This window comes from Ruegeria sp. HKCCSP351, from assembly GCF_017872535.1.
Lineage (GTDB): Bacteria > Pseudomonadota > Alphaproteobacteria > Rhodobacterales > Rhodobacteraceae > Ruegeria.
On the sequence record NZ_JAEDOV010000007.1, the window covers coordinates 48,909 to 74,197 of the forward strand.

At 59.0% G+C, this 25,289-nt stretch carries 29 protein-coding genes; 21 read left to right on the forward strand and 8 right to left on the reverse strand.

Annotation, left to right across the window (positions count from 1 at the left end; genetic code table 11):
* A complete protein-coding gene (locus I9182_RS14870) occupies positions 1–888 on the reverse strand; it encodes a sulfotransferase domain-containing protein (protein WP_209506129.1) in 888 nt (295 codons plus the stop codon).
* 304 nt (positions 889–1,192) lie between these two features.
* Between I9182_RS14870 and ffh the strand changes: the two genes are divergently transcribed.
* The 10 genes from ffh (at position 1,193) to trmD (ending at position 7,520) form a co-directional block, all read left to right on the forward strand.
* Positions 1,193–2,701 carry a signal recognition particle protein gene (gene ffh, locus I9182_RS14875; RefSeq protein WP_209506127.1) on the forward strand — a complete coding sequence of 503 codons (1,509 nt, stop codon included), beginning with the start codon at positions 1,193–1,195 and terminating at the stop codon, positions 2,699–2,701.
* Entirely contained in the window at positions 2,701–3,255 is a 555-nt protein-coding gene (locus tag I9182_RS14880; protein WP_209506125.1) for a GNAT family N-acetyltransferase, read from the forward strand. Before ffh ends, I9182_RS14880 begins: the two co-directional genes overlap by 1 nt.
* Entirely contained in the window at positions 3,252–3,794 is a 543-nt protein-coding gene (locus I9182_RS14885) for a GNAT family N-acetyltransferase (RefSeq protein ID WP_209598802.1), read from the forward strand. Before I9182_RS14880 ends, I9182_RS14885 begins: the two co-directional genes overlap by 4 nt.
* Positions 3,791–4,087, forward strand: a complete 297-nt coding sequence (locus tag I9182_RS14890; RefSeq protein ID WP_209506121.1) for a chorismate mutase — start codon at positions 3,791–3,793, stop codon at positions 4,085–4,087. The genes I9182_RS14885 and I9182_RS14890 overlap by 4 nt, the downstream gene beginning before the upstream one ends.
* 122 nt (positions 4,088–4,209) lie before the next feature.
* Positions 4,210–4,599: a 30S ribosomal protein S16 gene (gene rpsP / locus I9182_RS14895; RefSeq protein WP_209506119.1), complete on the forward strand. Its 390-nt coding sequence runs from the start codon at positions 4,210–4,212 to the stop codon at positions 4,597–4,599.
* A 12-nt stretch (positions 4,600–4,611) separates the two neighbouring features.
* Positions 4,612–5,247: a 5,6-dimethylbenzimidazole synthase gene (gene bluB / locus I9182_RS14900; RefSeq protein ID WP_209598803.1), complete on the forward strand. Its 636-nt coding sequence runs from the start codon at positions 4,612–4,614 to the stop codon at positions 5,245–5,247.
* Between the two features lie 6 nt (positions 5,248–5,253).
* On the forward strand, positions 5,254–5,403 hold the full coding sequence (locus tag I9182_RS14905; RefSeq protein WP_209598804.1) for a hypothetical protein: 150 nt from the start codon (positions 5,254–5,256) through the stop codon (positions 5,401–5,403).
* Complete coding sequence (gene rimM / locus I9182_RS14910; RefSeq protein WP_209506113.1) at positions 5,396–5,899, forward strand: ribosome maturation factor RimM; 504 nt, start codon at positions 5,396–5,398, stop codon at positions 5,897–5,899. The genes I9182_RS14905 and rimM overlap by 8 nt, the downstream gene beginning before the upstream one ends.
* On the forward strand, positions 5,899–6,714 hold the full coding sequence (locus I9182_RS14915) for a hypothetical protein (protein ID WP_209598805.1): 816 nt from the start codon (positions 5,899–5,901) through the stop codon (positions 6,712–6,714). The genes rimM and I9182_RS14915 overlap by 1 nt, the downstream gene beginning before the upstream one ends.
* Positions 6,711–7,520, forward strand: coding sequence for a tRNA (guanosine(37)-N1)-methyltransferase TrmD (gene trmD, locus I9182_RS14920; protein ID WP_209598806.1), 810 nt, complete (start codon positions 6,711–6,713; stop codon positions 7,518–7,520). Before I9182_RS14915 ends, trmD begins: the two co-directional genes overlap by 4 nt.
* A gap of 125 nt (positions 7,521–7,645) precedes the next feature.
* Here trmD and I9182_RS14925 read toward each other — a convergent pair whose 3' ends face one another.
* On the reverse strand, positions 7,646–8,446 hold the full coding sequence (locus tag I9182_RS14925; RefSeq protein ID WP_209598807.1) for a GH25 family lysozyme: 801 nt from the start codon (positions 8,444–8,446) through the stop codon (positions 7,646–7,648).
* A gap of 379 nt (positions 8,447–8,825) precedes the next feature.
* On the opposite strand from I9182_RS14925, the gene rplS reads away from it, so the two are divergent.
* Both rplS and rpmE read left to right on the forward strand, forming a co-directional pair.
* Positions 8,826–9,209, forward strand: coding sequence for a 50S ribosomal protein L19 (gene rplS / locus I9182_RS14930; protein ID WP_209506105.1), 384 nt, complete (start codon positions 8,826–8,828; stop codon positions 9,207–9,209).
* A gap of 11 nt (positions 9,210–9,220) precedes the next feature.
* Entirely contained in the window at positions 9,221–9,442 is a 222-nt protein-coding gene (gene rpmE, locus I9182_RS14935; RefSeq protein ID WP_170380502.1) for a 50S ribosomal protein L31, read from the forward strand.
* A 54-nt stretch (positions 9,443–9,496) separates the two neighbouring features.
* Here the strand turns inward: rpmE and I9182_RS14940 are convergent, their stop codons facing one another.
* Together I9182_RS14940 and I9182_RS14945 are read right to left on the reverse strand one after the other, a co-directional pair.
* Entirely contained in the window at positions 9,497–11,107 is a 1,611-nt protein-coding gene (locus I9182_RS14940; protein ID WP_209598808.1) for an MFS transporter, read from the reverse strand.
* A gap of 120 nt (positions 11,108–11,227) precedes the next feature.
* Positions 11,228–11,458 carry a hypothetical protein gene (locus I9182_RS14945; protein ID WP_209598809.1) on the reverse strand — a complete coding sequence of 77 codons (231 nt, stop codon included), beginning with the start codon at positions 11,456–11,458 and terminating at the stop codon, positions 11,228–11,230.
* A 135-nt stretch (positions 11,459–11,593) separates the two neighbouring features.
* On the opposite strand from I9182_RS14945, the gene I9182_RS14950 reads away from it, so the two are divergent.
* Positions 11,594–12,403 carry a division plane positioning ATPase MipZ gene (locus I9182_RS14950; protein WP_209598810.1) on the forward strand — a complete coding sequence of 270 codons (810 nt, stop codon included), beginning with the start codon at positions 11,594–11,596 and terminating at the stop codon, positions 12,401–12,403.
* Positions 12,404–12,476: 73 nt separating this feature from the next.
* Here the strand turns inward: I9182_RS14950 and I9182_RS14955 are convergent, their stop codons facing one another.
* The 3 genes from I9182_RS14955 to I9182_RS14965 form a co-directional block, all read right to left on the reverse strand.
* Positions 12,477–13,082, reverse strand: a complete 606-nt coding sequence (locus tag I9182_RS14955) for a PIN domain-containing protein (RefSeq protein ID WP_209506097.1) — start codon at positions 13,080–13,082, stop codon at positions 12,477–12,479.
* 239 nt (positions 13,083–13,321) lie between these two features.
* Positions 13,322–14,593 (reverse strand): adenylate/guanylate cyclase domain-containing protein, encoded by a 1,272-nt coding sequence (locus tag I9182_RS14960; protein WP_245222664.1) that lies wholly within the window; start codon positions 14,591–14,593, stop codon positions 13,322–13,324.
* A 39-nt stretch (positions 14,594–14,632) separates the two neighbouring features.
* A complete protein-coding gene (locus I9182_RS14965; protein ID WP_209598811.1) occupies positions 14,633–15,085 on the reverse strand; it encodes a MarR family transcriptional regulator in 453 nt (150 codons plus the stop codon).
* Positions 15,086–15,142: 57 nt separating this feature from the next.
* On the opposite strand from I9182_RS14965, the gene hmgA reads away from it, so the two are divergent.
* From hmgA to I9182_RS15000, 7 genes are all read left to right on the forward strand, one after another.
* Positions 15,143–16,498: a homogentisate 1,2-dioxygenase gene (gene hmgA, locus I9182_RS14970; RefSeq protein ID WP_209598812.1), complete on the forward strand. Its 1,356-nt coding sequence runs from the start codon at positions 15,143–15,145 to the stop codon at positions 16,496–16,498.
* A gap of 215 nt (positions 16,499–16,713) precedes the next feature.
* Positions 16,714–17,970 carry a fumarylacetoacetase gene (gene fahA, locus I9182_RS14975; RefSeq protein ID WP_209598813.1) on the forward strand — a complete coding sequence of 419 codons (1,257 nt, stop codon included), beginning with the start codon at positions 16,714–16,716 and terminating at the stop codon, positions 17,968–17,970.
* Positions 17,971–18,057: 87 nt separating this feature from the next.
* Complete coding sequence (locus tag I9182_RS14980) at positions 18,058–19,008, forward strand: MBL fold metallo-hydrolase (protein WP_209598814.1); 951 nt, start codon at positions 18,058–18,060, stop codon at positions 19,006–19,008.
* Between the two features lie 134 nt (positions 19,009–19,142).
* Entirely contained in the window at positions 19,143–20,753 is a 1,611-nt protein-coding gene (locus I9182_RS14985; protein WP_209598815.1) for an FAD-dependent oxidoreductase, read from the forward strand.
* A gap of 5 nt (positions 20,754–20,758) precedes the next feature.
* Positions 20,759–20,956 (forward strand): DUF2783 domain-containing protein, encoded by a 198-nt coding sequence (locus I9182_RS14990; RefSeq protein WP_209506076.1) that lies wholly within the window; start codon positions 20,759–20,761, stop codon positions 20,954–20,956.
* Between the two features lie 11 nt (positions 20,957–20,967).
* Positions 20,968–21,606: a maleylacetoacetate isomerase gene (gene maiA / locus I9182_RS14995; RefSeq protein WP_209598816.1), complete on the forward strand. Its 639-nt coding sequence runs from the start codon at positions 20,968–20,970 to the stop codon at positions 21,604–21,606.
* Between the two features lie 86 nt (positions 21,607–21,692).
* The gene (locus I9182_RS15000) at positions 21,693–22,028 is read left to right on the forward strand and encodes a DOPA 4,5-dioxygenase family protein (protein ID WP_209598817.1); all 336 of its coding nucleotides are present in this window, start codon (positions 21,693–21,695) and stop codon (positions 22,026–22,028) included.
* Here I9182_RS15000 and I9182_RS15005 read toward each other — a convergent pair.
* On the reverse strand, positions 22,025–23,653 hold the full coding sequence (locus I9182_RS15005; RefSeq protein ID WP_209598818.1) for an acyl-CoA synthetase: 1,629 nt from the start codon (positions 23,651–23,653) through the stop codon (positions 22,025–22,027). The two genes, I9182_RS15000 and I9182_RS15005, sit on opposite strands and share 4 nt — an antisense overlap.
* A 221-nt stretch (positions 23,654–23,874) precedes the next feature.
* On the opposite strand from I9182_RS15005, the gene I9182_RS15010 reads away from it, so the two are divergent.
* The gene (locus I9182_RS15010; RefSeq protein ID WP_209598819.1) at positions 23,875–25,266 is read left to right on the forward strand and encodes an aminotransferase class III-fold pyridoxal phosphate-dependent enzyme; all 1,392 of its coding nucleotides are present in this window, start codon (positions 23,875–23,877) and stop codon (positions 25,264–25,266) included.
* The last annotated feature ends 23 nt before the right edge of the window (positions 25,267–25,289 follow it).

Below are 25,289 nucleotides of genomic sequence, written 5' to 3' on the forward strand. Positions count from 1 at the left end.
TTACAGGACTTGTCCATGCTCCAGCCAGGCTCGGTCAGCCGGTGTCACCATTTCGGACAGGCGCGCGTCGTATCGGGCCATGTCATCGGCGGTCAGCTTTCCCTCCCATTTATTGCTGGTCCCGGACGCGAAGAACTGCGCGTAATCCTGAAACGCACTTTTGAAACCGGGCTGCTGCGAAGCGCGCCGGGCGTTTTCCTTCATTGAACCAAAGCTTGCGGCCTCAGCGATTTCGTCGATCATTTCTGGCGCGATCTCGGTCCCCAAGATGTTTGCGATCCGCGCCACCTGCCCCGGCAAATCACGGCTGAGTTCGGCGTAATGCAGGAAATGGATGTTAGGCAGATGCCGGAACGCGCGGAATGAACGGTAATGGTGGAGGTATGAGGCCAGTGTCAGATCGTCGGTGCCCTTTGACGAGGCGGGCCGGTCCAGAAACATCGCGAAGGCTTCGGAAAGATCATCGGGAAACAGGTAGTCCAGCCAGTCGTCTTTCATGTTTTCCACATGGCGGCGCAGCGAGAAATGCACGTCAACCGGATGACGATGCACCACCAGATAGGTCGCATCCGGTGAATAGGTGATCCCGTCCAATGGCGTGTGGGTCTTGATGCACCGCCTGTGCGTTTGTGCGGCAAGTATTCTGTCCTGCTCCTCACGATTTCTGAAACCGCAATCCAGCCAGGGTGAGACCGCGTTGTTGTACACGGCTGGATCCGCGGTTTTGGTGATCAGCATTCGTACCAGCGTCTGCGTCCACGTGGTGCCGCACTTGGGAGGCGTGCAGACAAAGATGTCGTCGGGACGGATTATGAAGTCGGACCAGATATCGGTATTCGTGACTTCACCGACATAATCCCTGGTGCGCTGCGGCAATGGTTGACTCATGACCAAACTCCAAAACTGACCCCGACCTTTGGACGCTACACCAAGTGGCCAGATGCTCAAAGCGTTTGCCTTGACTCGCAGAGCCCAGAGGCGTAGATGACCGCCAAACATCCGGAAGCGTCTTGATCTTCCGGTCCCTTGAGTCGTTCAGGGATCGCCCCCCACCAGCGAGTTTCGCCCGTGGGGGCAATGCCATTTGGCATTACCCCCACGTTTGGTTCGGTGGGAGGGGGCAATTGTGCATTTAACCGGCGTTTCTTATCTGAGAAGCGCCACCAGATAACCGGCTAAGGAGGCCGAAGGCATGTTTGAAAATCTATCCGAACGCCTTTCCGGCGTCTTTGATCGGCTGACCAAACAGGGTGCTCTGTCTGAAGAAGACGTCAAGACCGCCCTGCGCGAGGTCCGTGTTGCCCTGCTTGAGGCCGACGTCTCGCTGCCGGTGGCGCGTGAATTCGTCAAGAAGGTGCAGGACCAGGCGACCGGTCAGGCGGTGACCAAGTCGATCACGCCCGGCCAGCAGGTCGTCAAGATCGTACATGACGCGCTGGTCGATACCCTGCGTGGCGAGGAAGACCCCGGCAAGCTGAAGATCGACAACCCGCCCGCCCCGATCCTGATGGTCGGTTTGCAGGGTTCGGGTAAGACCACCACCACCGGTAAACTGGCCAAGCGCCTCAAAGAGAAAGAGGGCAAGAAGGTCCTGATGGCCTCGCTCGACGTTTATCGCCCGGCGGCGATGGACCAGCTGGCGGTTCTGGGCGCGCAGGTCGGCGTTGATACGCTGCCGATTGTACCGGGCCAGAAACCCGTCGACATTGCCAAGCGCGCCAAGCAGCAGGCCACATTGGGCGGCTATGACGTCTACATGCTGGATACCGCCGGTCGCCTGCATATCGACGAAGTGCTGATGGACGAGGTCGAGCAGGTCCGCAACGCGGTTGACCCGCGCGAAACCCTGCTGGTGGTTGACGGCCTGACCGGTCAGGTCGCCGTTGAGGTGGCCGAAGAATTCGACGCCAAGGTCGGCATTTCGGGCGTGGTCCTGACGCGGATGGACGGCGACGGGCGCGGTGGTGCGGCGCTGTCGATGCGCGCAGTGACTGGCAAGCCCATTCGCTTTGTCGGTCTGGGCGAGAAGATGGACGCGCTGGAGACCTTCGAGCCGGACCGGATCGCCGGACGTATTCTGGGCATGGGCGACATCGTTGCCCTGGTCGAAAAGGCCCAAGAAACGATGGAGATGGAACAGACCGAGCGCATGATGAAGCGCATGGTCAAAGGTCAGTTCAACATGAACGACCTGAAGATGCAGCTGGAACAGATGATCCAGATGGGCGGCATGCAGGGCATGATGGGCATGATGCCGGGCATGGGTAAAATGGCCAAGCAGATGGATCAGGCCGGTCTGGACGACAAGATCCTGCGCCAGCAGATCGCCTTGATCCAGTCCATGACCAAACGCGAGCGCGCCAACCCGCAGCTGCTGCAAGCCAGCCGCAAGAAACGGATTGCAGCCGGTTCGGGGATGGAGGTCAGCGACCTCAACAAGCTGCTCAAGATGCACCGGCAGATGTCGGACATGATGAAAAAGATGGGCAAGATGGGCAAAGGCAAGATGCTGAAACAGGCCATGAAGGGCATGTTCGGCAAAGGCGGCCCCAGCCCCGAAGACATGGCAGCCGGCATGGACCCCAAGGCGCTGGAACAGGCGGCCAAGGCGATGGGCGGCAAGATGCCCGGCGGCCTGCCCGGTCTGGGCGGTGGCATGGGGCTGCCTCAGGGCCTGAGCGGGTTTGGCAAGAAGAAGTAATGAACGCCATCGCCCAACATATCCCCCGGCTTGAAACCGAGCGCCTGATCCTGCGCGCGCCGTCCGAGGCTGATCTGGACGCCGATACTGCGTTTTTCGCCAGCGATGCGGCGAAGTTCGTCGGCGGGCCACTGCGCCGGGATGAGGTCTGGCGACTGATCGCTTCGCTGCTGGGCCACTGGTCCCTGCGCGGTTACGGGTTCTGGAGCGCCGAGGAAAAAGCCTCGGGCACTTATGTCGGGCGGATCGGGCTTTGGTGCCCCGAAGGCTGGCCCGAACCCGAAATCGGCTGGACGCTGATGAACCACGCCACCGGCAAGGGTTACGCGACCGAGGCGGCACTGGCCGCGCGGTCTTATGCGTATGATGTTCTGGGGTGGGAGACGGCGATCTCGCTGATTGATCTGGACAATCATGCCAGCAAGGCCGTGGCGAAACGGCTGGGCGCGCAGTTCGAGTATCACTATGACCACCCCAAATTCGGCAGATCCGAAATCTGGCGGCACCCCGCGCCTGCCGATCTGGTGAATGGCGGGATGGAGGCCTACGCATGACCGCGTTCACCATCCCCACCCTTGAAACCGAACGTCTGATCCTGCGCGCGCCGCATCTGGATGATCTGCCTGCGCTGACCGCATTCTTTGCAACCGAGCGCAGCCATATGGTGGGCGGCCCCCGGGGAGCGCTGGAAAGCTGGGGCATGTTGGCCAGACGTCTTGGGCACTGGGCGTTGAAAGGATTTGGCCTTTGGCACCTGACCGAGAAATCCAGCGGTCGGTTCGCTGGCGGCGTCGGCCTGATTGACGCCCCCGGCTGGGACGAGCCTGAACTGGGCTGGACCGTGATGGAAGATTTCGAAGGCAAAGGCTTTGCCTATGAGGCGGCGCTTGCCGCCCGGTCCTATGCGGCGCGGCATCAGGGCCTGAATGGGTTGATTTCGTATATCGCCCACGAAAACGACCGCTCGCGCGCTTTGGCCGAACGGTTGGGTGCAACGCTGGAGCGCGACAATGCCGAACTGCTGGGCCAGCCCTGCCAGGTGTGGCGGCACCCCAAGATTGACGTTTCGACACCCGAAAGGACCGGCCAATGAACAACCCCGTGACACGCGCGGCTGCATTGCTGAAAGAGCATCGCGAAAGCATCGACCGGCTGGACGCGATCCTTGTCTATACGCTGGGCGAGCGGTTCAAACACACACAGGCCGTTGGCAAGCTCAAGGCCGAACACAACCTTCCCCCGTCCGATCCGTCGCGTGAGGCCACGCAGATCGCACGGCTTGAAGACCTGGCGAAAGAGGCCGATCTGGACCCCGATTTCGCCAAGGCTTTTCTGAATTTCATCATTCAGGAAGTCATCCGACACCACAGGAAGCACCAAGGGTGAACCAGAGGTTCAGCAAGTTAGAAGTGAACCAGAGGTTCAACAAACACCAGAAATAACCGGAAAAGACACCGGCCAATCAAATACACGCCTCCGGCGTGATGCCATTCAAAGGAGATACCACCATGGCAATGAAAATTCGTCTCGCCCGCGCAGGCTCGAAAAAACGTCCGTTTTACCGCATCGTTGCGGCTGACAGCCGGATGCCGCGCGACGGCCGTTTCATCGAGAAACTGGGCACCTACAACCCGCTGCTGCCGAAAGACAGCGAAGAGCGTGTGAAAATGGACATGGAACGCGTTCAGCACTGGCTGGATCAGGGCGCCCAGCCCACCGACCGTATCGCACGTATGCTGGAAGCTGCCGGCACCCGTGACAAGGCCGAGCGCAACAACCCCAACAAGGGTACCCCGGGCAAGAAAGCTCAGGAACGCGCGGAAGAGAAAGCTGCAAAGGCTGCGGAAGCTGCCGAAGCGGCGGCTGCACCGGCTGAAGAAGCGGCTGCAGAAGAATAAGCAGGCCGAAGCGTGCGGGATCAGACCTTTACTGACGCATTTCGCACGCAGTTCGATCTGTTGTTGCGGCTCCGGCGCGATGTGCGCCGGTTCCGCGGCGACGCAGTAGACGAGGCAGTGCTTGCGCGCTGCCTCGACGCGTTTCGGCTGGCCCCGTCGGTGGGGTTAAGCGAACCCTGGCGCGTGATCCGCGTCGAAAGCGCAGCGGCCCGGGCTGCGGCGCTAAGGAATTTCCAAACCGCCAACGATGACGCCCTGGCGGGCTATTCCGGCGACAGGGCGCAGCTTTACAGCCGCCTGAAACTGTCGGGGATGCAGGAAGCGCCGGTGCAACTGGCCGTCTTCTGCGACGACAGCACCGACAAGGGATTGGGTCTTGGCGCGGGCTCGATGCCCGAGATGCGGCGCTATTCCGTGGTCTCTGCGATCACCCTGTTCTGGCTGGCCCTACGGGCCGAGGGGCTGGGGATGGGCTGGGTATCCATTCTGGACCCCGAGCAGATGGCGCGCGATCTGGATGTGCCGGACAACTGGCGTCTGATCGGGTATTTCTGTGTCGGGTGGCCAGAACAGGTGTCCGACACCCCCGAACTTGAGCAGGTTGGCTGGGAAAACCGGGCCGACAGCCTGAAGATCGAAACAAGGTAGGGCCGCATGTTCGGATTGATACGCCTTCCCATTCTACTGCTGATCGCCTTTATTGTGGGCGTGTTCTTTGAGCGCAACAATCAGCGCGAAGCCTGCGAAGGGCTAGGCGAATGGAGAAACGGGATCTGTTTGACGAAGGGGGCTGCCAATGAATGATCTGATCTGCGTCGGCAGCGTCGCGGGGTCTTATGGTGTACGTGGTGAAGTGCGCCTGAAAAGCTTCTGCGCCGTTCCCGAAGATATCGAGGCGTATTCGCCACTGACGGATGAAACCGGCAAGGAACGCTATCCGGTGGTTCTGACGCGTACGATCAAGAACGGTTTTGCCGCCCGTCTCGGCGGGGTTGAAACCAAGGAACAGGCGGATGCCCTGAACGGTTTGCGCCTGTTTGCGCGGCGCGATCAGTTGCCCTCGTTGCCCGATGACGAGTTCTACCACACAGACCTGATCGGGCTTGAGGTCTATGACACCGGCGGCACCCTGCTGGGCAAGGTCAAATCCGTGCAGAACCACGGGGCCACGGACCTGTTGGAACTACACGGGCCGGGCCTGAAAGCGACGGTTCTGCTGCCGTTCACGATGCAGGTGGTGCCAACCGTCGATCTGGAACAGGGCCGCATTGTGGCCGACCCGCCCGAAGGCCTGATCTGATGCGACGTGTTCTGCTGCATCTGGGTTTTCACAAGACCGGCATGACGGCAGCACAGTCCTTTCTGCATGAAAACCGCGAGCTGATCTGGCCTCATTTCGCTCTGGTCCTTCCGTATAAGACCCGCAAGGCCGGTTTGAGCGAAGCGGCCACGCGCCATTCGATCTATCGACTGGATGACACGCTGGCAGGGTTTGGCGGTCAGCTGCACGCGTTTTTCGACGGTCTGGATTTCGGAGCACGCCGGGGATTGATCCTGAGCGAAGAGAATTTTCTGGGCCTGCGCCCCAGCAGGAACAAAATCGAAGGATACGGGGCCGCACCCGAACTGGCGGAAACGGTCGTCAGCGTGCTGCGCCGCCGTCTGGTGGGCGAAGAAACCGACATCACCGTCTACCTGTCGTTACGCAATCGCGATGTGTGGTTGCGCAGCCTTTGGGCCCACGATCTGCACCTGTCGCGCATGGTTCAGGACCTGGACGGCTTTTGCGCTGATCTTGCGCATCTGCCATCGCTACAGGACACGGCAGACCGGATCAGGGACCGGTTGCCAACTGTCACGGTACGGACCGCGTGGATGGAAGCGCTGAAAGGCCACCACCTTGGACTGGGCGCACCATTTGCCGAATTTCTCGACCTGCCACCCGGGAAATCTGCGCAGCTTGTGAAGCCCGCGCATGAAAGCCCTCAGCTTTCCGACGACGTCCTGAGAGAACTGCTGGCTCTGAATCGATCATCGCTGGACGAAGCGGCATTGATCACTCAGAAAAAGGCCCTGATTCGAACCGCCCAACATGAACTGGCCCGCCAGAAATGACTGACAAACCCGGCAAATCCCATGGTCGCAAGGCGATCCGGGCCACGCTGAAACCGCGTGAGCTGATGACACCCACCCCGGACCTGCACGGCGTCTGGAAGGCGAAGATCATCACCCTGTTTCCAACCGCCTTTCCGGGCGTTCTGGGAGAAAGCCTGACCGGCAAGGCGCTGCAGGAAGGGTTGTGGCAGCTGGAAACCGTGGACTTGCGGCAATTCGGCGTCGGCAGGCATCGCAACGTGGATGACACGCCTGCCGGGGGCGGCGCGGGTATGGTTTTGCGGCCCGATGTGTTGGGCGAAGCCATTGAGCACACCATGGCGGGCATTCAGGGCAACTGGCCACTGATTTACCTCAGCCCGCGCGGGCGGCGCATGGACCAGCGCATGATGCAGACCCTTGCGCGCTGCGATGGCATGACCCTGTTGTGTGGCCGGTTCGAAGGCGTGGATGAGCGCGTGCTGGAGCATTACGGTGTGCAGGAGGTCTCGTTAGGGGATTTCGTGATGACCGGAGGTGAGATTGCGGCACAGGCCCTGATCGATGCCACGGTGCGCCTGATCCCCGGCGTTCTGGGCAATCAGGCCTCGACCGAAGAGGAAAGCTTTTCCTCGGGCCTGCTGGAACATCCGCAATACACTCGCCCGGCAGATTGGAAAGGCCGCCCGATACCCGAGGTTCTGATGTCGGGCCACCATGGCCGCATCGCCGAATGGCGCCACAAGATGGCCGAGGACATTACCCGCAAGCGCCGCCCGGATATCTGGGCCGACTATGAAAAATCCCGGTCGGATTCGTCTGAGTGATAGGCCGGATTGTTGCGCACTTGCCGCAGGTTCCGTGTATGCAACGCCTTTGGGAAGCAGCGTGAACGCCGGTTGGACCATCTGGTTGGCGGCGATACAAGGGAAACCTATGGTACTCCTAAGACCTAACCCCCGGCCTTCCATCTGGCCCAGACGTCTGGCGTGCCGTTGAAAGTGTTGATGTCTACCCGGCCCTGAACGCCCGGCACCAGACCGGTGCCGGTATATTGCCAGAACCGCCAGACTGTGCGGGGATAGACTTTGCGGGGGTGGCCTGCAACCGACCTCAGCCAGAACTCGGTCTTGGGCAGGCGCCCGATATCGGTGTCTTCAAAGAAATCCACCGTGGTATAGACGATCGGGCGGCGGCCATAGTGTCGTTCGAGAATGTCCAGAAAACGCTGCGCCTCGGCCCGGACGGTTCTGCCATCGGGGCGCAGCGTGCAGGTCTTGGAATGCGGTGTCCATTCCATATCCAGCACATGCGGCAGGTCTGCCCCTTTGGGCACGTTCTGGATGAACCAGCGGGCCTGTTCCCGGGCCGAACGGCAGAAATAATAATAGTGATAGGCGCCCCAAGGCACACCCGCCGACTGCGCGCCGCGGCGATGATCGTCGAACAGGGGATCGGCCACGTCACCGCCTTCGGTCGCTTTCAGAAACACAAAGCTGACACCTGATGCCCGGGCCGTGCGCCAGTCAATCGGCCCCTGCCAGCGTGACACGTCAAGGCCATGGATCGGGTATTGTCCGGGGTGGCTCCCTTCCCAGTCATGGGGATCCGCGTCGCCGAAATCGGGGTAGATCACAAGCGGTGCTGTCCTGTCCACACCCGGAACGGGTTCAACGGCCTGAGGTTTTGGGCCGCCGCGCCCGCAAGACATCAGCGCAACGGCCGTTATGGCCAGCATGAATGCCAATCGCATTATAGGGTCCTGTCTGAAATATCTGCTCATGTTATTTGCCTCAGAATGCCTGATCTGGGCCGCTTGGCAACGCCTTAGTTTAAGGCTGGCGGATTCCTACCGGCCCGTTGGGCAAGACAGGGCGTTTTTCCCTTGATCCCTGCCTGCAATACCCTTAAACGACCGCAATCCGGTGCCGCGTTCTGCGACTCCGGTATTTTGGTTTGCACCATGGCGTGACGTCCCGTTTTCTTCGGCAGGGATGCGCCGGGTCAGGCCAGACCAAAGGAACATTCGATCTGACCTCTGGCGGGCTGTACGCAGGACCCGGTGAAGACCAAGAGCTCTCAGGCCGTGCCCAACTTCGTGGACCAACCACGAGCAGATAGGAGAAACTGCGATGGACCTGATCGCACAGCTTGAGGCGGAACAGATTGCCGCCCTGGGGAAAGACATCCCCGATTTCAAAGCCGGTGACACTATCCGTGTCGGCTATAAGGTGACCGAAGGGTCGCGCACCCGTGTGCAGAACTACGAAGGCGTCTGCATCGCGCGCAACAACGGCAATGGCATTGCCGGTTCGTTCACCGTTCGCAAGATTTCGTTCGGCGAAGGCGTGGAGCGTGTGTTCCCGTTGTACTCGACCAATATCGACAGCATCACCGTTGTCCGCCGCGGCCGCGTTCGTCGCGCCAAACTGTACTATCTGCGCACACGTCGCGGTAAATCCGCACGTATCGCAGAGGTTTCCAACTACAAGCCCAAAGCTGGCGCCGAAGCGTAAGGAGCGGAAAGATGAAAAAAGACATCCATCCCGATTATCACGTCATCGACGTCAAGATGACCGATGGCACCGTGGTTCAGATGAAATCCACCTGGGGCAGCGAAGGCGACCAGCTGGCACTGGAAATCGACCCCTCGGTACACCCTGCATGGACCGGTGGTTCGTCGCGCCTGATGGACGCTGGCGGCCGTGTGTCGAAGTTCAAGAAGAAATACGAAGGCCTGGGCTTCTAAACCTTTGCCAAAGTCTTTCAAAGGAAGGTCGCCAACGGGCGGCCTTCTTTCGTTTCAGGCCCCTGTTTTCTCCGGTTTCTGATCCTTGGGTTTTGTAAGTTCAGCCGCGTCGTGCAATGGCGGAACCGGACCGCGCAGCAGCAGCAGCGCGATCACCAGCCCGATACACGCCGCAATAGCGGCCATGAGCATCGCCGCATCAAAGGCATTGTCCCGCAGGTCCCGCAACGCCCCGGCCAGTGCCGAACCTGTTGACGGGTCAAGCCCGGCAATCAGCTGTTCCACCTGTGTTGCCGTGCCATGTGTCAGGGCGCGCGCAAGGTCGTCGCGCTGCGTCGACCCGGCGGGCAGTGCGGTGATGACTTCTGACAGGCCCGAGCGGATGGTCAGAGCTTCGGCCAGACCGCCGACAACCGATCCCATCGTGGCCCCGAAATACAGGAATGCGTTGATCACCCCGGACCCTTGCCCGACATGTTCGTCGGGCAGCAACCGAAGCCCAAGACGGGGCAGCAACGAAAAACAGATGCCGATGCCAACCCCAACAATGATCAGCTTCCACCAGATTTCAGCATAGCTGTCGATATTCGAGGTTGTTGTCAAAAGCAGGAAGCCGCAGGCCATCAACCCCATTGCAGCGCTCACCGGCCATTGGAAACTGTAAGGTGCAAGCAAGCGCGGCGCGGTGACGGAAATGACAAACATGCTCAGGCTCAGCGGCAGAATTGCCACGCCCGCCTCAACCGGTGAATAGCCGAACGCGTCCGGGGATTGGACGAACACGTTGAAGTAGACAAAGAAGCAGAACAACGCGAACCCGGCAAAGAACATCCCCGTTGCCGCCATAAGATAGCGCGGGTGCCGGAAGTACCGGAACTCGACCAGCGGATCGTCGCTGCGCCGCGAGGTATAGACCAGACCGACAGCCGCCAAAGCGGCGACACCCAAAGGCACGATGGTCAGGGCGTTGCCCCATCCGTGTGCCTCACCGTTGCTGAGTGCGAAAGACAATGGGCCCAGCAGCAAGACAATGGCAATCGCACCTGCGGTATCGAATTTCGCACCCTGAAGGCGCGTATCCGGGACATAGTTCTTCCTGCTGACCTGCAGGCCGATCGCAAACGCAATGGCAAGCAACACAAGGTCTGTGGCGAATACCCCGCGCCAGCTTAGGAAATTGGCAAAGCTTCCTCCGACTATGGGCCCGACGCCTATCGCAAGGCCCACGATCGCGCCCCACACACCGGTCACGCTGGCCCGTTCTTCCTCGGGTGTTGCGGCGGTCAGCAGGGATAATGAGGTGCCGAACAGGGCCGCAGCCCCTGCCCCCTGCGCGCCACGCCCGATCAGCAGCATCGACGCGTTCTGTGAAAACAGCACAGAAGCCGAGCCACAAGCAAACACGATCATGCCAAAGAAAAAGACACCCATCTTGCCCGTGATATCCCCAAGCCGACTTACAATCGTCACAAGGGCCGCACTGGCCACCGTATAGATCGCCATCACCCATTGCAGACCCGAAGGCGTCAGATCGAACTCGGCCTTCAAATACGGAAGGATGGTCGCAACAGCGGTTGTGTTGAAGCCAACAACCATCATGCAAATGGCCGTCATTGCAAGAACGACGCGTGAACCGCCTGAATTGTCCGCAGCAGTGTCCGGCATGCCTATGCCCCTTTCACCTGCTTTGAAGATGAACCGAAGAAGACCCGTGCAGAACCTACAAGGCTACCCGGTGTAAATCTGTTTGGTATTTAACCAAATTTTCCGCCCCCCGCATAGTTTTCACGATCCGGCCCAACCGGCGCCACCGCGTAAGGACCCATTGGGCGGGCGATCTGTGCGTGTATGAATCAGGCTAAAGGCGCGATTGATTCCGACGCGGATCGTTGCAGGCAGCGGTTGGTGTATGCGTTCGGAAACAGGCACTGACGCGGCGATTTCGCCGCCAAAACCGCGATCAGATGGCAGATCATGGCAGATCACCAGACAGGCACCTTCGCGTAACCCGCGCACGGCGCTGTGTTTTCCAAAATAGAGTCCGATAATGCCAAAAAGCGCCGCTTGAGGTTCTTTTCATCGCAGGCGACACAACATATAGTGGGTGCCAACAACGTGTAGTCAAACACGGCAAGACTTGGGAATACAAGCATGGCACATATCATTGTGGTCGGGAACGAAAAAGGCGGCGCTGGCAAATCGACCGTGTCGATGCATGTGGCAACCGCACTGGCCCGATTGGGGCACAAGGTCAGCACGCTTGATCTGGACCTGCGGCAACGCAGCCTTGGACGGTATTTCGAGAACCGGAACAACTTTCTGAAAAGCGCGGACCTGACACTGCCCAGCCCACGCCATCACGACCTGCCCGAGATCGATGCCAGCACGTTGAAACCGGGCGAAAACATCTATGACCACCGCCTGTCTGCTGCCGTGTCGCAACTGGAAAGCGACAGCGACTTTATCCTGATCGACTGCCCCGGCTCTCATACCCGGCTGAGCCAGGTGGCCCATTCGCTGGCCGACACGCTGATCACGCCTTTGAACGACAGTTTCATCGATTTTGACCTGCTGGCGCGGATTGATTCAAAGGGTGAGAAAATCCTCGGCCCGTCCGTCTATTCCGAGATGGTCTGGAACGCCCGGCAATTGCGGGCACAGGCCGGGCTTAAGCCCATCGACTGGGTCGTTGTGCGCAACCGCGTCGGTACCCAGCGCATGGTCAACAAGGAAAAGATGCAGCGCGCGATCGAAATGCTGTCTCAGCGTATCGGCTTCCGCGTCGCCGCGGGCTTTTCCGAACGGGTGATCTTTCGCGAACTGTTTCCGCGCGGCCTGACCCTGCTGGACCTCAAGGATATTGGCGTCAAACAGCTGAACATCTCGAACATCGCGGCACGGCAGGAACTGCGCGACATGATGCGAGAGCTGAACCTGCCGGGTGTCGAAGTCGATTTCTGATCAGTTGTATTGGAGGCTGGGACGCGGGGCAACTGGGCCATTCAAAACGCGAAACTCTCGGCCCCAAGGCCAGTCAGTGCTGGGTAATGTCGGGGCCATAACTGACTGATTGATCCGAAAAGACGACGTGACCACGTCTTTTCAACTCATCAACCAGCCTTTCCAGCTCTTCCTGCTCCAAGGTCTTTAGAAAAAGGGCGTTCATCGTTCCCTTAAGGGTTTTGATCTTCCTAGGACGTGAAGTTCCTCTAGACTTCAAGCTGTCAACAATCGCATCAATTTTTTGATCCAGCGAGCTTGCATTCGAGATTTTGACGAATGGGATCTCGGATAGGTCTGCATGACGGAAAGCTGGGAGCTTCCTTTGTCGCAGATGTGCAATCAATGGGTCGAAGCCTTTGTCACGAGAAATAACATGAAAACACGCATTGGCGTCTTTGGTAGCGAGTTCGCCTAAGTAGAACGCGATATGAAAGTCCAAGGCGTTCGAACCATTCCCTGCTATCTTCTGATAAACAGCGTTTTCTCCCAAGCTTTGCAGTGCTTGTGCAAAGTCATAGGGTATGCTTTTTTGATTGGCTCCTACGAAAACAATCAAGGTGCAAATATGTCCCCGAAGGAGTTCGAGGTTCTTGGGTTGAACATTTTCAAAGTCGATTAGTATGTAGTTGTTTTTCAAAGGCCGCACTCCAATTCGAGCTCAATGCAAATACAGGACGCCGGATCAGGTCAATACGAAGGTTTCCCTGATTACCCTGCGTAAAACCGCATTGTCGGCAATGGCCTCTAAACCAGCCATTCGTTCAAACCCTCACTGCCCTCGAACATCCGCTCCAACCCGCCGCTCGCACCCAGCTAAACAAAGGTGCTCCCTCGCGGCTTTCAGCTTTGGAACCGCTGAATGGAACAGCCTCGGTTTCACCCGGTAACTGATGGCCCGCCGGGACTGTATACTGTGAACAGCTCTTTGGGTTCGTTCACCCCGCGCAGCATGTAGCGCCCGACCGAGATGAGGTCTTGTGCGCAGGGGCGCGCCGCGACCGCGACGTCGTCCGAGATCAGGATTCTCTGACCCAGCGACCGGTGCATTCCCGCGATTCGGGCGGCCTGATTGACGGCGGGGCCGATCACTGTGAAATCCAGCCGTGTTTCGGACCCGATATTGCCATACAGAATTTCGCCGGAATGCAGGGCTAGCGTGAAATTCGCAACCGGCAGCCCCTGCGCCTGACGTCGGGCGTTCAATTCATCCATACGGGCTTGCAGCAAGGGCACCGCGCTGAGCGCGGCACGGGCGTCCTCGTCGATTTCGCCGACATCGAACATGGCCATCAGCCCATCGCCCATGAATTTCAGAATATTCCCACCCTTGTCGTGCACAACGCCCACGGCGACGGCCAGGTAATCATTGAGCATGTCGATGATCTCGTGACCCGGCAGGTCTTCCGACAGGTTGGTGAACCCTTCCAGATCGAAATTCCAGATCACCGCATCGATTTGCTGCAATGATCCGCGACGAATCTCACCCGACAGGACGCGGCGCCCGGCATCACGACCCAGATAGACCCGCATCAGATCTTCGGTCAGGTTCTGGTTCTTGGCGGATTTGAGCGCCAGCCCAAGATGCGGCAACACCGCGTGAATGTTCCTGAGATCGCTGTCATCAAACCCGGACGGTGCATCGCTGGCCCAAGACATCAGAACGCCATCACTGACCTTTTTGGTACCGTCGGGGCGCATCTTTCCCGACCCCTCATACGAGATGCCGGTGGCATAATAATCGGTCGCCCCAACCTCTCTCAGGTCGTTCAGCAACGGAAATCGACTGGGTTCGTTTTGGTCGACCAGTTTGACCCGGATTTCATCCAGATCCTCGTTCAGCAGCGCATAAAGCGGGCTTTGTTGCCACATCTCGCTGGGCGTATCCGTGTTTTCAAACTTCTCGGATTCACCGCCGGTGCTTTTGTACCAGCTATATCCGGTTCCACCATAAACCGGGTGCAAGGCCGACTGCGCCGCATGAAACCGCATCAGCGGAATGCCCATATCGACCAGACTTGTGCAGAACCCTTCCAGCAACTCTTCCTGCCCGGCACCCTCAAGCCCCTTTTGGACCAACCAGTCGATCAGGGTGTGTGTGGATACCTTGGCAGGTTCGAATGACGTCATTTCAAATTCCGTATCAAGCATGACACACATCTGGGGGCGGCAGGCGGCAATTACCAGTGGTCAGTCCACACCAGCCAACCGTCGCAACATCCGGCGCAGCAAGGCGGCCTCTTTTTCACTGAACAGACCCGACAGTCTGGCGTCATAGCTTGCGGCCACCCCGTACAAGTCGCGATACACGGCTTGCCCGGCGGGTGTCAGTGTCAGCCATTCCGCCCGCCGATCAGCCTCGTCCCGTGTGCGTTTCAGGTACCGTCGCTCCTCAAGCTTGGCAACTGCACGGCTGATCTTGGTCTTGTGCATTCTGGCCCGTTCACCAATTTCCTTGGCGGTCATTTCGCCAAACAGCCCCAGATGGAACAGCACTCGCCATTCGGTTCTGAGCATTCCGTACCGCCCCTTGTAGACAGCCTGAAATTCCAACGAGGCGCGCTCGGCCGCCTGGTTCAGCAGGAACGGCAGAAAATTTTGCAGGAAAAAGTCATCATTTTTTTCAGATTCGTCATGTGTCATGCTTGTTAGTTACAAAATCAACTATTAACCGACAAGCAGTAAACGGAGGAATACGTAATGAACCGTCCGACGGATCCGCATTCATTGACGCAAGCAGCAACGCCTGTTGGTACCCATGCCGGCTACATGCCCGGCTTTGGCAACGACTTTGAAACCGAAGCGCTGCCCGATGCGCTGCCGCAGGGGATGAACAGCCCGCAAAGGTGCAACTACGGACTTTACGGTGAACAGCTGAGCGGCACGGCCTTTACCGCCAACCCGCCTGAACGCACCTGGTGCTATCGTATTCGCCCGTCGGTAAAGCATTCGCACCGTTACGAAAAAATCGACCTGCCCTATTGGAAATCGGCCCCCTGCATCGACCCGGATGTGATCAGCCTGGGCCAGTATCGCTGGGACCCGGTGCCGCATTCCGATGAAGGTCTGAACTGGATGACCGGGATGCGGACCATGACTACTGCGGGGGATGTGAACACCCAGGTTGGCATGGCCTGCCACATCTATCTGGTCACCGAATCCATGGTCGACGACTATTTCTTCTCGGCTGATTCCGAGTTGCTGGTGGTGCCACAGGAAGGGCGCCTGCGCTTTGCGACTGAACTGGGAATCATTGACCTTGAGCCCAAAGAAATCGCGATCATCCCGCGTGGACTGCTGTACCGGGTTGAAGTTCTCGAAGGCCCTGCACGTGGCTTTGTGTGCGAGAATTACGGCCAGAAATTCGAACTGCCGGGTCGTGGTCCGATCGGGGCCAACTGCATGGCCAACCCGCGCGATTTCAAGGCTCCGGTCGCTGCCTATGAGGATCGTGAAACCCCGTCGACCGTGACGATCAAATGGTGTGGGCAGTTCCACACCACCAAGATCGGACACAGCCCGCTGGATGTGGTGGCGTGGCATGGCAATTATGCGCCCTACAAATACGACCTGCGCAACTATTGCCCGGTTGGCGCGATCCTGTTTGACCATCCAGACCCGTCGATCTTTACCGTTCTGACGGCGCCCTCGGGCCAGCCCGGCACCGCAAATATCGACTTTGTCCTGTTCCGCGAACGCTGGATGGTGATGGAGGATACGTTCCGCCCGCCCTGGTATCACAAGAACATCATGTCGGAACTGATGGGCAACATCTATGGCCAATACGATGCGAAACCGCAGGGCTTCGTTCCCGGTGGCACCAGCCTGCACAACATGATGATTCCGCATGGTCCCGACAGGGAAGCCTTTGACAAGGCATCCTATTCCAATCTGGGGCCGGAAAAGCTGGACAAGACGATGTCGTTCATGTTCGAAACCCGGTTCCCCCAGCACCTGACGCCGTTTGCCGCCAATGAGGCACCGTTGCAGGACGACTATATCGACTGCTGGACATCGCTTGAGAAGAAGTTCGACGGCACACCGGGCAAGAAATGACCCTCAGACTGGGTTACCCAGACGGCACTCGTCCTGATGGCGAGGAACATTCCCATTCCGGTTGCAGGCGTACTGCCGCCGCAACCGGAAAACAAAGACGGGGCCTTAGCAGCCAACCTGCTGCAACCGCGCCTGCTCTGGGCTTTGGCGCCTGTCTATTCGGGGTTATGATCGTTTCGAACCACGCACCAAATACAACAAAATAGGGGCAAAATATGCCTTTGATGAAATCCTGGGTGGCCTCGGCCAATGACGCGGCGCATCCGTTTCCGCTGAACAACTTGCCTTACGGTGTCTTTTCGACCGAAGGCAATGATCCGCGCTGCGGCGTAGCCATCGGCGACATGATCCTCGACGTCACCACCGCCGAAGCCGAAGGGTTGATCACCCTGAGCGATGAGCCGCTGTTCGATCTGCCGTTCTGGAACCCTTTGATGGAAGAAGGCCCCGCCGTCTGGGCAGCCCTGCGTGAGCGGCTGATCAGCCTTCTGGCCGATGGCTCTGACGAGCAAAGCAAGGTCGAACCGCTGCTTGTACCACAGGCCGAAGCCGAGATGCACTTGCCTTTCGCAGTCAGCGAATACACCGATTTCTATGCCGGGCGGAACCATGCCTTCAACGTTGGCACTATGTTCCGTGGTCCGGAAAACGCGCTGCCGCCGAACTGGTTGCACATTCCGATTGGCTATAACGGACGGGCGTCCTCGGTCGTGGTGTCCGGCACGGATATCCGCCGCCCTTGGGGACAGCTGAAATCCCCCGATCAGGACCTGCCCGCCTTCCTGCCCAGCCGCCGCTTTGATATCGAGTTGGAGATGGGTGCGATTGTCGGCACGCCCTCGTATGGCCCGATCACGGTACAGGAAGCTGACGACCACATCTTCGGCTACGTTCTGCTGAACGACTGGTCGGCACGTGATATTCAAGCCTGGGAATACCAGCCGCTGGGCCCGTTTCAGGCCAAGGCAACCGCAACCTCGATCAGCCCCTGGATTGTGACCAAGGCAGCCCTCGAGCCGTTCCGCTGTGACACGCCAGCTCGCGAGTTCGCGCTGCTGGACCACCTCAAGGATTGCGGCCCGATGTTGTATGACATCGATCTGGCCGTCACCATGGCACCCGAAGGCAAAGACGCCACGACCATCGCGCGGACCAACTACAACCAGATGTACTATTCCGCCGCGCAACAACTGGCCCACCACACCACATCTGGATGCCCGATGAACACGGGAGACCTGCTGGGATCGGGCACGATTTCCGGGCCAACCAAGCCCGAACGCGGATCATTGCTGGAACTCAGCTGGGGCGGGAAAGAGCCGCTGAAGCTGGACACAGGTGAAACCCGCAGCTTCATCGAAGACGGCGACACGATGACCCTGACCGGCGCTGCCAGGGGCGATGGCTATACGATCGGGTTCGGCGACTGCACCGGCACCGTTCTGCCTGCACTCAATTCCCCATTCGGGCGATGACGCACTGAGCTTCATCTTTTTCCAAATACTCCCGCCGGAGGCATCCAACCTCTGCCTTCCGCGCAACCGCAAAAGGACAAAACCAAGATGGCCAAAGCATTCGCGTCCCAGGGGGACATGTCGGAAAAGAAAATCTCGTTCACTGAAGTGGGCGAAGGGCTTTATGCTTTTACCGCCGAGGGCGACCCGAACTCGGGCGTGATCATCGGCGATGACAGCGTGATGATCGTCGAGGCGCAGGCGACCCCGCGCCTGGCCAACAAGGTGATCGAATGCGTCCGGTCTGTGACCGACAAGCCGATCACCCACGTGGCGCTGACCCATTACCACGCTGTGCGGGTTTTGGGTGCCAGCGCTTTTGGCGCGCAACAGATTCTGATGTCCGACATGGCCCGCGCCATGGTGGTTGAACGCGGTCAGGAAGACTGGGACAGCGAGTTCCAGCGCTTCCCGCGCCTGTTCGAAGGGCATGAAAGCATTCCTGGCCTGACCTGGCCCACCACCACCTTCAGCGACACGATGACCGTTTATCTGGGCAATCGCCGGATCGACCTGATGCATCTGGGGCGCGCCCATACCGCCGGTGACATCGTCATCCACGTGCCAGACCAGAACGTGATGTTCACCGGCGACATCGTCGAATATCACTCGGCCTGCTATTGCGGCGACGGGCATTTCAGCGACTGGGGCGACACACTGGACGAGATCAAGTGGTTCGATGTCGACGCCATCGCACCGGGTCGCGGCGATGCGCTGGTTGGCAAGGACATGGTCAATGCCGCCATCGAAAACACCCGCGATTTCGTCGAAAGCACCTACCGCCCGGCAGCCAAGGTTGCGGCGCGCGGTGGCAGCCTGAAAGAGGCATGGGATGCAGTCCGCGCCGAATGTGACCCGAAATTCGCCAGTTACGCGATCTACGAACACTGCCTGCCGTTCAACGTCGCCCGCGCCTATGACGAAGCCCGCGGTATCGACACGCCTCGCATCTGGACCGCCCAACGCGATCTTGAGATGTGGGAGGCCCTGCAAGGGTAAGGAAAAACGGCCCAGTTTGATCCAGATCGTTTTAGGCGGCGGGATTCAGTGAAACCATATGCCAAAGGCTTCGGCACGCGCTGCCGGGGCACAGGACACGCAGCACTTTGGCGCATCTGCTTGGGGGGAAGCCCATGAACAAGATCTTTGAAACTCCGCTTTACGGCTATGAACGCAGCCCCGATCAGGACAGCCCGACGCCGGTTCGGCACAAGGTTATCGTGATCGGCGCGGGCCCGGTTGGTCTTGCCGCCGCGATTGATCTGGCACAACAAGGGGTCGACGTCTTGGTTCTGGACGAGAACGACAAGGTCAGTTTCGGCAGCCGCGCCATCTGTTTCTCGCAACGCACGCTGGAAATTGCCGACCGGCTGGGATGCGGGCGCCGACTGGTCGACAAGGGCGTCCTGTGGGATCGGGGCAAGGTGTTCTTCGATGATCGACAGGTCTATGATTTCAACCTGCAACCGGATGAAGGTTATGCCAACCCTGCCTTCATCAACCTGCAGCAATACCATTTCGAGAACTACTTTGTTGAACGGGTCCGCGAGTTGCAGGCAGAAGGCGCACCGATTGAGATACGCGGGCGCAACAAGGTCGAGGCGATTGGAACGCATGAAGATCACGTGCGGCTGGAGGTCGAGACGCCCGAAGGACCTTACACAATCGAAGCCGATTGGCTGATTGCCTGTGATGGCGCGACATCCCCTGCCCGGCGGATGTTGGGCATTGATTTCGAAGGACGGATTTTCGAAGACAACTTCCTGATTGCAGACGTGATCATGGATGCGGATTTTCCGTCTGAACGCTGGTTCTGGTTCGATCCGCCGTTCAATCGCGGGCAATCCGCGTTGTTGCACAAACAGCCCGACAATGTGTGGCGCATCGACTTGCAGCTGGGTTGGGATATCGACAAGGAACGCGAAAAGCGCCCAGAGAACGTGATCCCCCGCCTCAAGGCGATGCTGGGCGATGATGTCGAGTTTCAGCTTGAATGGGTCTCGATCTATACGTTCCAGTGCCGTCGCATGGAAAGCTTCCGCAAGGGCCGTGTTCTGTTTGCGGGTGACAGCGCGCATCAGGTCAGCCCCTTTGGCGCGCGCGGGGCCAATTCCGGCCTTCAGGACACCGACAACCTGTGCTGGAAACTGAAGCTGGTTCTGGATGGGAAAGCACCTGAAACTCTGCTGGACAGCTACAACGCCGAACGCGTGTACGGGGCGGACGAGAACATCCTGAATTCCAGCCGGTCGACCGATTTCATCACCCCGAAATCCGAGATGTCGCGGATCCTGCGTGATGCGGTACTGGATCTGAGCGAACATTACGACTTCGCCCGCCCACTGGTGAATTCGGGTCGCCTGAGCCAGCCCTGCACCTATGACGGGTCTTCGCTGAATTCTGCGGACGCGCTGAACGGCCCCACCGGAACGCGACCGGGTTCGGCCTGCCCCGACGCTCCGCTTGGTGACGAATTTCTGCTGCCCAAGCTTGCAGGCAAGTTCACGCTTCTGACCATCGATGCAGACGCCCCTGATACCCTGGAAGAAGATGGGATCGAAGTCACGCGACTGGCGCTGTCGGTCAAGGATGATATGACGCTGGCCCTCAAACGCCGCTATCTGGGTGACGCGACCAGCGCTGTCTACCTGATCCGGCCGGACCAACATGTGGCGGCCCGCCGAGACAGTTACGAAGAAAACACCTTCCGGCACGCGATCCGCAGAGCCTGCGGTAAGGAGTAAGCCCCATGTCAGACCTGATCCTAACCCCGAACATCAAAAACGCCGATGACTTCTATGCCGAACTTCTGGCCGCGCATGAGGGCCTGGAAAAAGCAGACAGCGACGCGCTGAATGCGCGGCTGGTACTGGTGCTGGCCAACCACATCGGTGACAGTACGGTGCTGACGGACGCCCTTCGCGCTGCCGCTTTGACCGACAGTTGACAGGCCCGGACGTGAGCGACGTCGTCCTTTATGACTATTGGCGGTCCTCGGCCAGTTACCGGGTGCGGATCACCCTGAATCTGGCCGGAATCGCGTATCGCCCGGTTGTTGTCGATCTGGTGGGCGGCGCACAAAAGAGCGATGAACATATCGCTCGGAACCCGCAGGGCTTTGTGCCGGTTCTGGATATAGACGGGCTGCGGTTGACGCAATCGCTGGCCATCCTCGACTATCTGGACCGGACCCGGCAGTTGAACCTTCTGCCTGATGATCCGGCGGAACGCGCGCGTGTTCAGGCGCTGGCTTATGCGATTGCGGTCGACATCCATCCGGTCTGCAACCTGTCGGTTGCGCGCTTTGCCACCACCCTGAGCCAAAACGCCCCGGACATGCCTGGCGACTGGATGCGGCATTTCATCAAACCCGGATTGCAGGCGTTTGAAGCCATGCTGGGGGATTTTGAACAAGCCCCCTACTGTGTTGGGTCAAAGCCCGGTCTCGCCGACCTCTGCCTGATCCCGCAAATCTATAACGCGCGCCGGTGGCAGGTTGATCTGTCGGATATGCCCCGTCTGCTGCGGGTTGAAGAGGCCTGCGCAGATCACCCGGCCTTTGTCGCGGCGCATCCCGACGCACATGCGCCGGGTTAACATTGCACAGACCCTGTGTGCATGCGCAGCTAGGTTTTCTTCCTTTTAGGCTTTAGCTTTGAGCCGACAAAGCAGATGAGGTTCCTATGCCCGAGATCACCGGCTATCACGCCCATGTCTATTTCGATGCCGACACGCAGGACACCGCGCGACAGGTCTGTGAAGAGGCGGCCCGCCTGTTCCCTGTTCAAATGGGCCGGTTGCACGCCCGAAACGTCGGCCCGCATCCCCGCTGGAGCTGCCAGCTGGGCTTTGCTGCCAGCGCATTTGATCAGGTCATCCCATGGCTGATGCTGAACCGGCAAGGCCTGACGGTCTTCACGCACCCGGAAACCGGTGAACACCTGGAGGATCACCGCGACCGCGCGATCTGGATGGGTAAGATGCTGGCGTTGGACCTGTCGATCTTCGACAATCTTTAACCCAGCGCCCGCGCCTGATCCCGCAGAACGAATTTCTGTACCTTGCCGGTTGATGTCTTGGGCAGAGTGCCGAACACAACCGTTTTGGGTGCCTTGAAATGGGCCATCCGGTCGCGACAGAAGGCGATAAGCTCTGCCTCAGTTACGGCCGCGCCGGGTTTCAACTCGACAAAGGCGCAGGGCGTTTCGCCCCATTTCTCATCGGGACGGGCCACCACGGCAGCCTCCATCACCGCCGGATGCTTGTAGAGGATGCCTTCGACCTCGACAGATGAAATATTCTCGCCGCCCGAGATGATGATGTCCTTTGAACGATCCTTGAGCGCGATATAGCCATCGGGGTGCATGACACCCAGATCACCGGACGCGAACCAGCCACCGTGAAAGGCTTTGTTGGTGGCCTCGGGATTCTTGAGGTATCCTTTCATCACCACGTTGCCCTGCATGAATATCTCACCCATGGTTTCGCCATCCGCCGGAACCGGTTCCAGAGTTTCCGGGTCGGCCACCATAAGGCCGGACAACGCGGTATAGCGCACGCCTTGCCGCACCTTAAGCGCGGCGCGGTCTTCAGGTCCTTTGCTGTTCCATTCGTCTTTCCATGCGCAGACAACCGAAGGCCCATAGGTTTCGGTCAGGCCATAGACATGCGTGACCTCGACACCCATCGCCTCCATCGCTTCTATCACAGCCGCAGGCGGCGGGGCACCTGCCGTCATCACCTTGATCTGGTGGTCAAAGTCCTTCAGCTCATCCGGCGCATGGGCCAGCATATTCAGAACGATCGGCGCACCGCAGAAGTGTGTCACTTTCTCGTCCCGGAAGGCGGCATAGATCGGTTCGGCCCGCACCGCGCGCAGACAAACGGAAACACCTGCATTGGCTGCCATGGCCCAAGGGAAGCACCAGCCGTTGCAGTGGAACATCGGCAGGGTCCACAGATAGACCGAATGCTTGGGCATATCCCAGTCCAGCAAATCCGACTGTGCGTTCAGGGTCGCGCCGCGATGGTGGTAGACCACACCCTTGGGGTTGCCCGTGGTGCCCGAGGTATAATTCAACGTGATCGCGTCCCATTCGTCCGCTGGCAGTGACCAGTTAAACGCGGGGTCACCTTCGGCCAGCAGGGCATCATAGGTCTGGTGGCCCAGCTTTTCGCCATCGTCGAAGGTGGGGTCTTCGATATCGATGACCAGAATGTCATGATCGACCTGTTGCAGCGCATCTTTCACCACATCCGAAAACTCGGGGTCAACTAGCAGCGCCTTGGCTTCGGCATGGTTCAGGATGAATGCGACAATCGGCGCATCCAGCCGCGTGTTGATTGCGTTCAGAACAGCGCCCGTCATGGGTACGCCAAAATGCGCCTCGTACATTTCCGGGATGTTGGCCGCGATAATCGACACGGTGTCACCCCGTCCAATACCGCGCGCAGTCAGTGCGCTGGCCAGACGCCGGCAGCGGGCATAGGTTTCGGCCCAGGTATACCGGCGATCTCCATAAACCACGGATGGGTAATCCGGGTAGACCTGCGCCGTCCGTTCAATGAACGTAAGAGGCGACAGAGGTGTGTAATTTGCCCGGCATTTGTCCAAATGACGCTCGTAGATATGTGTCGCTGCCATCCGCTGTCCTCCCGAAACGCAGTTTGGGCGAATTGAGCACAAAGTTCGCGTTCTGACAAACCCGTAGAAATACGGCGGCAAAATCGACTGGCAATACGGGATGATACGATCTGGCCCTATCTACAGCAGGGCTTTCGCGGTGATCTGAAGCATCTTAAACACATGCTGGGATGTGGTATTCCCATATCCCGCGCACCGCTTCCTCACTGAAAGGACATGTCATGGACGGCACGTTCAACGAAAACGATCTTTCCCGCGTAGTCGAGGCTGACCGCGCCCATATCTGGCACCATCTGATCCAGCATAAACCCTTTGAAACCAATGACCCACGCATCATTGTCGAGGGCAAGGGCATGCGTGTCTGGGACCAGAAAGGCAAAGAGCATCTGGATGCGGTTTCCGGCGGCGTCTGGACCGTCAATGTCGGCTATGGCCGCGAATCGATCTGCAAGGCGGTTTACGACCAGTTGATGAAGCTGTGCTACTTCGCCAATTCGGCGGGTTCGATCCCGGGTGCGCTGTTTGCCGAACAACTGATCGACAAGATGCCGGGCATGAGCCGCGTCTATTACACCAATTCAGGTTCCGAAGCGAACGAGAAGGCGTTCAAGATGGTGCGCCAGATCGCGCACAAGAAATATGGCGGCAAGAAAACCAAGATCCTGTACCGCGACCGGGACTATCACGGCTCGACGCTGGCGACCATGTCGGCAGGCGGTCAGGACGAGCGCACAGCGCAATACGGCCCCTTCGCACCTGATTTCGTCCGCGTGCCGCATTGCATGGAATATCGCAAGCACGAGCTGGACGGCGCACCCGAAGAGAATTTCGGCGAATGGGCCGCAGATCAGATTGAAGCCGTCATCCTGCGTGAAGGCCCCGACACCGTTGGCGCCCTGTGCCTTGAGCCGGTGACAGCGGGCGGCGGTGTGATCGAAGCGCCTGAAGGATACTGGCAGCGCGTGCAGGAGATCTGCAAGAAATACGACGTGCTGCTGCATATCGACGAGGTTGTCTGTGGCGTGGGCCGCACTGGCACGTGGTTCGGGTACCAGCAATACGGTATCAAGCCCGATTTCGTGACCATGGCCAAGGGCGTTGCGTCAGGCTATGCCGCGATTGCCTGCATGGTCACCACCGAGGAAGTCTTTGACATGTTCAAAGACGATGCCGCGGACCCGATGAACTATTTCCGCGATATCTCGACCTTTGGTGGGTGCACCGCTGGTCCGGCAGCGGCCATCGAGAACATGCGCATCATTCAGGATGAAAACCTGTTGCAGAACTGCACGGATATGGGCGCGCGTATGACGAACAACCTTCTGGCGCTGATGGACAAGCACAAGGTCATCGGCGATGTGCGCGGCAAGGGCCTGTTCCTGGGGGCCGAACTGGTTGTGGATCGCGGCACCAAAGAGCCGGTGGACGAGAAACTGGCGCAGGCCGTTACTGCCGACTGTATGGCACAGGGCGTGATCATCGGCGTGACCAACCGCTCGATCCCCGGTCGCAACAACACGCTGTGCTTCTCGCCTGCGCTGATTGCTACGGCCGATGACATCGACCAGATCACCGACGCGGTTGACGGCGCGCTGGGGCGTGTGTTCGGGTAAGATCAACGATATCGGTAAAAAAG

Bases quoted from the DNA above. Each gene is read 5' to 3' on its own strand.
- I9182_RS14980 (WP_209598814.1), top strand. From the start codon at position 18,058: ATGGCCAAAGCATTCGCGTCCCAGGGGGACATGTCGGAAAAGAAAATC.
- I9182_RS14870 (WP_209506129.1), bottom strand. From the start codon at position 888: ATGAGTCAACCATTGCCGCAGCGCACCAGGGATTATGTCGGTGAAGTC.
- rplS (WP_209506105.1), top strand. From the start codon at position 8,826: ATGGACCTGATCGCACAGCTTGAGGCGGAACAGATTGCCGCCCTGGGG.
- I9182_RS14950 (WP_209598810.1), top strand. From the start codon at position 11,594: ATGGCACATATCATTGTGGTCGGGAACGAAAAAGGCGGCGCTGGCAAA.
- rimM (WP_209506113.1), top strand. From the start codon at position 5,396: ATGAATGATCTGATCTGCGTCGGCAGCGTCGCGGGGTCTTATGGTGTA.
- I9182_RS14960 (WP_245222664.1), bottom strand. From the start codon at position 14,593: ATGCTTGATACGGAATTTGAAATGACGTCATTCGAACCTGCCAAGGTA.
- I9182_RS15010 (WP_209598819.1), top strand. From the start codon at position 23,875: ATGGACGGCACGTTCAACGAAAACGATCTTTCCCGCGTAGTCGAGGCT.
- rpsP (WP_209506119.1), top strand. From the start codon at position 4,210: ATGGCAATGAAAATTCGTCTCGCCCGCGCAGGCTCGAAAAAACGTCCG.
- I9182_RS14890 (WP_209506121.1), top strand. From the start codon at position 3,791: ATGAACAACCCCGTGACACGCGCGGCTGCATTGCTGAAAGAGCATCGC.
- trmD (WP_209598806.1), top strand. From the start codon at position 6,711: ATGACTGACAAACCCGGCAAATCCCATGGTCGCAAGGCGATCCGGGCC.
- I9182_RS14880 (WP_209506125.1), top strand. From the start codon at position 2,701: ATGAACGCCATCGCCCAACATATCCCCCGGCTTGAAACCGAGCGCCTG.
- I9182_RS15005 (WP_209598818.1), bottom strand. From the start codon at position 23,653: ATGGCAGCGACACATATCTACGAGCGTCATTTGGACAAATGCCGGGCA.
- I9182_RS14990 (WP_209506076.1), top strand. From the start codon at position 20,759: ATGTCAGACCTGATCCTAACCCCGAACATCAAAAACGCCGATGACTTC.
- hmgA (WP_209598812.1), top strand. From the start codon at position 15,143: ATGAACCGTCCGACGGATCCGCATTCATTGACGCAAGCAGCAACGCCT.
- ffh (WP_209506127.1), top strand. From the start codon at position 1,193: ATGTTTGAAAATCTATCCGAACGCCTTTCCGGCGTCTTTGATCGGCTG.
- I9182_RS14940 (WP_209598808.1), bottom strand. From the start codon at position 11,107: ATGCCGGACACTGCTGCGGACAATTCAGGCGGTTCACGCGTCGTTCTT.
- I9182_RS14925 (WP_209598807.1), bottom strand. From the start codon at position 8,446: ATGCGATTGGCATTCATGCTGGCCATAACGGCCGTTGCGCTGATGTCT.
- I9182_RS14905 (WP_209598804.1), top strand. From the start codon at position 5,254: ATGTTCGGATTGATACGCCTTCCCATTCTACTGCTGATCGCCTTTATT.
- I9182_RS15000 (WP_209598817.1), top strand. From the start codon at position 21,693: ATGCCCGAGATCACCGGCTATCACGCCCATGTCTATTTCGATGCCGAC.
- rpmE (WP_170380502.1), top strand. From the start codon at position 9,221: ATGAAAAAAGACATCCATCCCGATTATCACGTCATCGACGTCAAGATG.
- fahA (WP_209598813.1), top strand. From the start codon at position 16,714: ATGCCTTTGATGAAATCCTGGGTGGCCTCGGCCAATGACGCGGCGCAT.
- I9182_RS14965 (WP_209598811.1), bottom strand. From the start codon at position 15,085: ATGACACATGACGAATCTGAAAAAAATGATGACTTTTTCCTGCAAAAT.
- I9182_RS14985 (WP_209598815.1), top strand. From the start codon at position 19,143: ATGAACAAGATCTTTGAAACTCCGCTTTACGGCTATGAACGCAGCCCC.
- I9182_RS14915 (WP_209598805.1), top strand. From the start codon at position 5,899: ATGCGACGTGTTCTGCTGCATCTGGGTTTTCACAAGACCGGCATGACG.
- I9182_RS14885 (WP_209598802.1), top strand. From the start codon at position 3,252: ATGACCGCGTTCACCATCCCCACCCTTGAAACCGAACGTCTGATCCTG.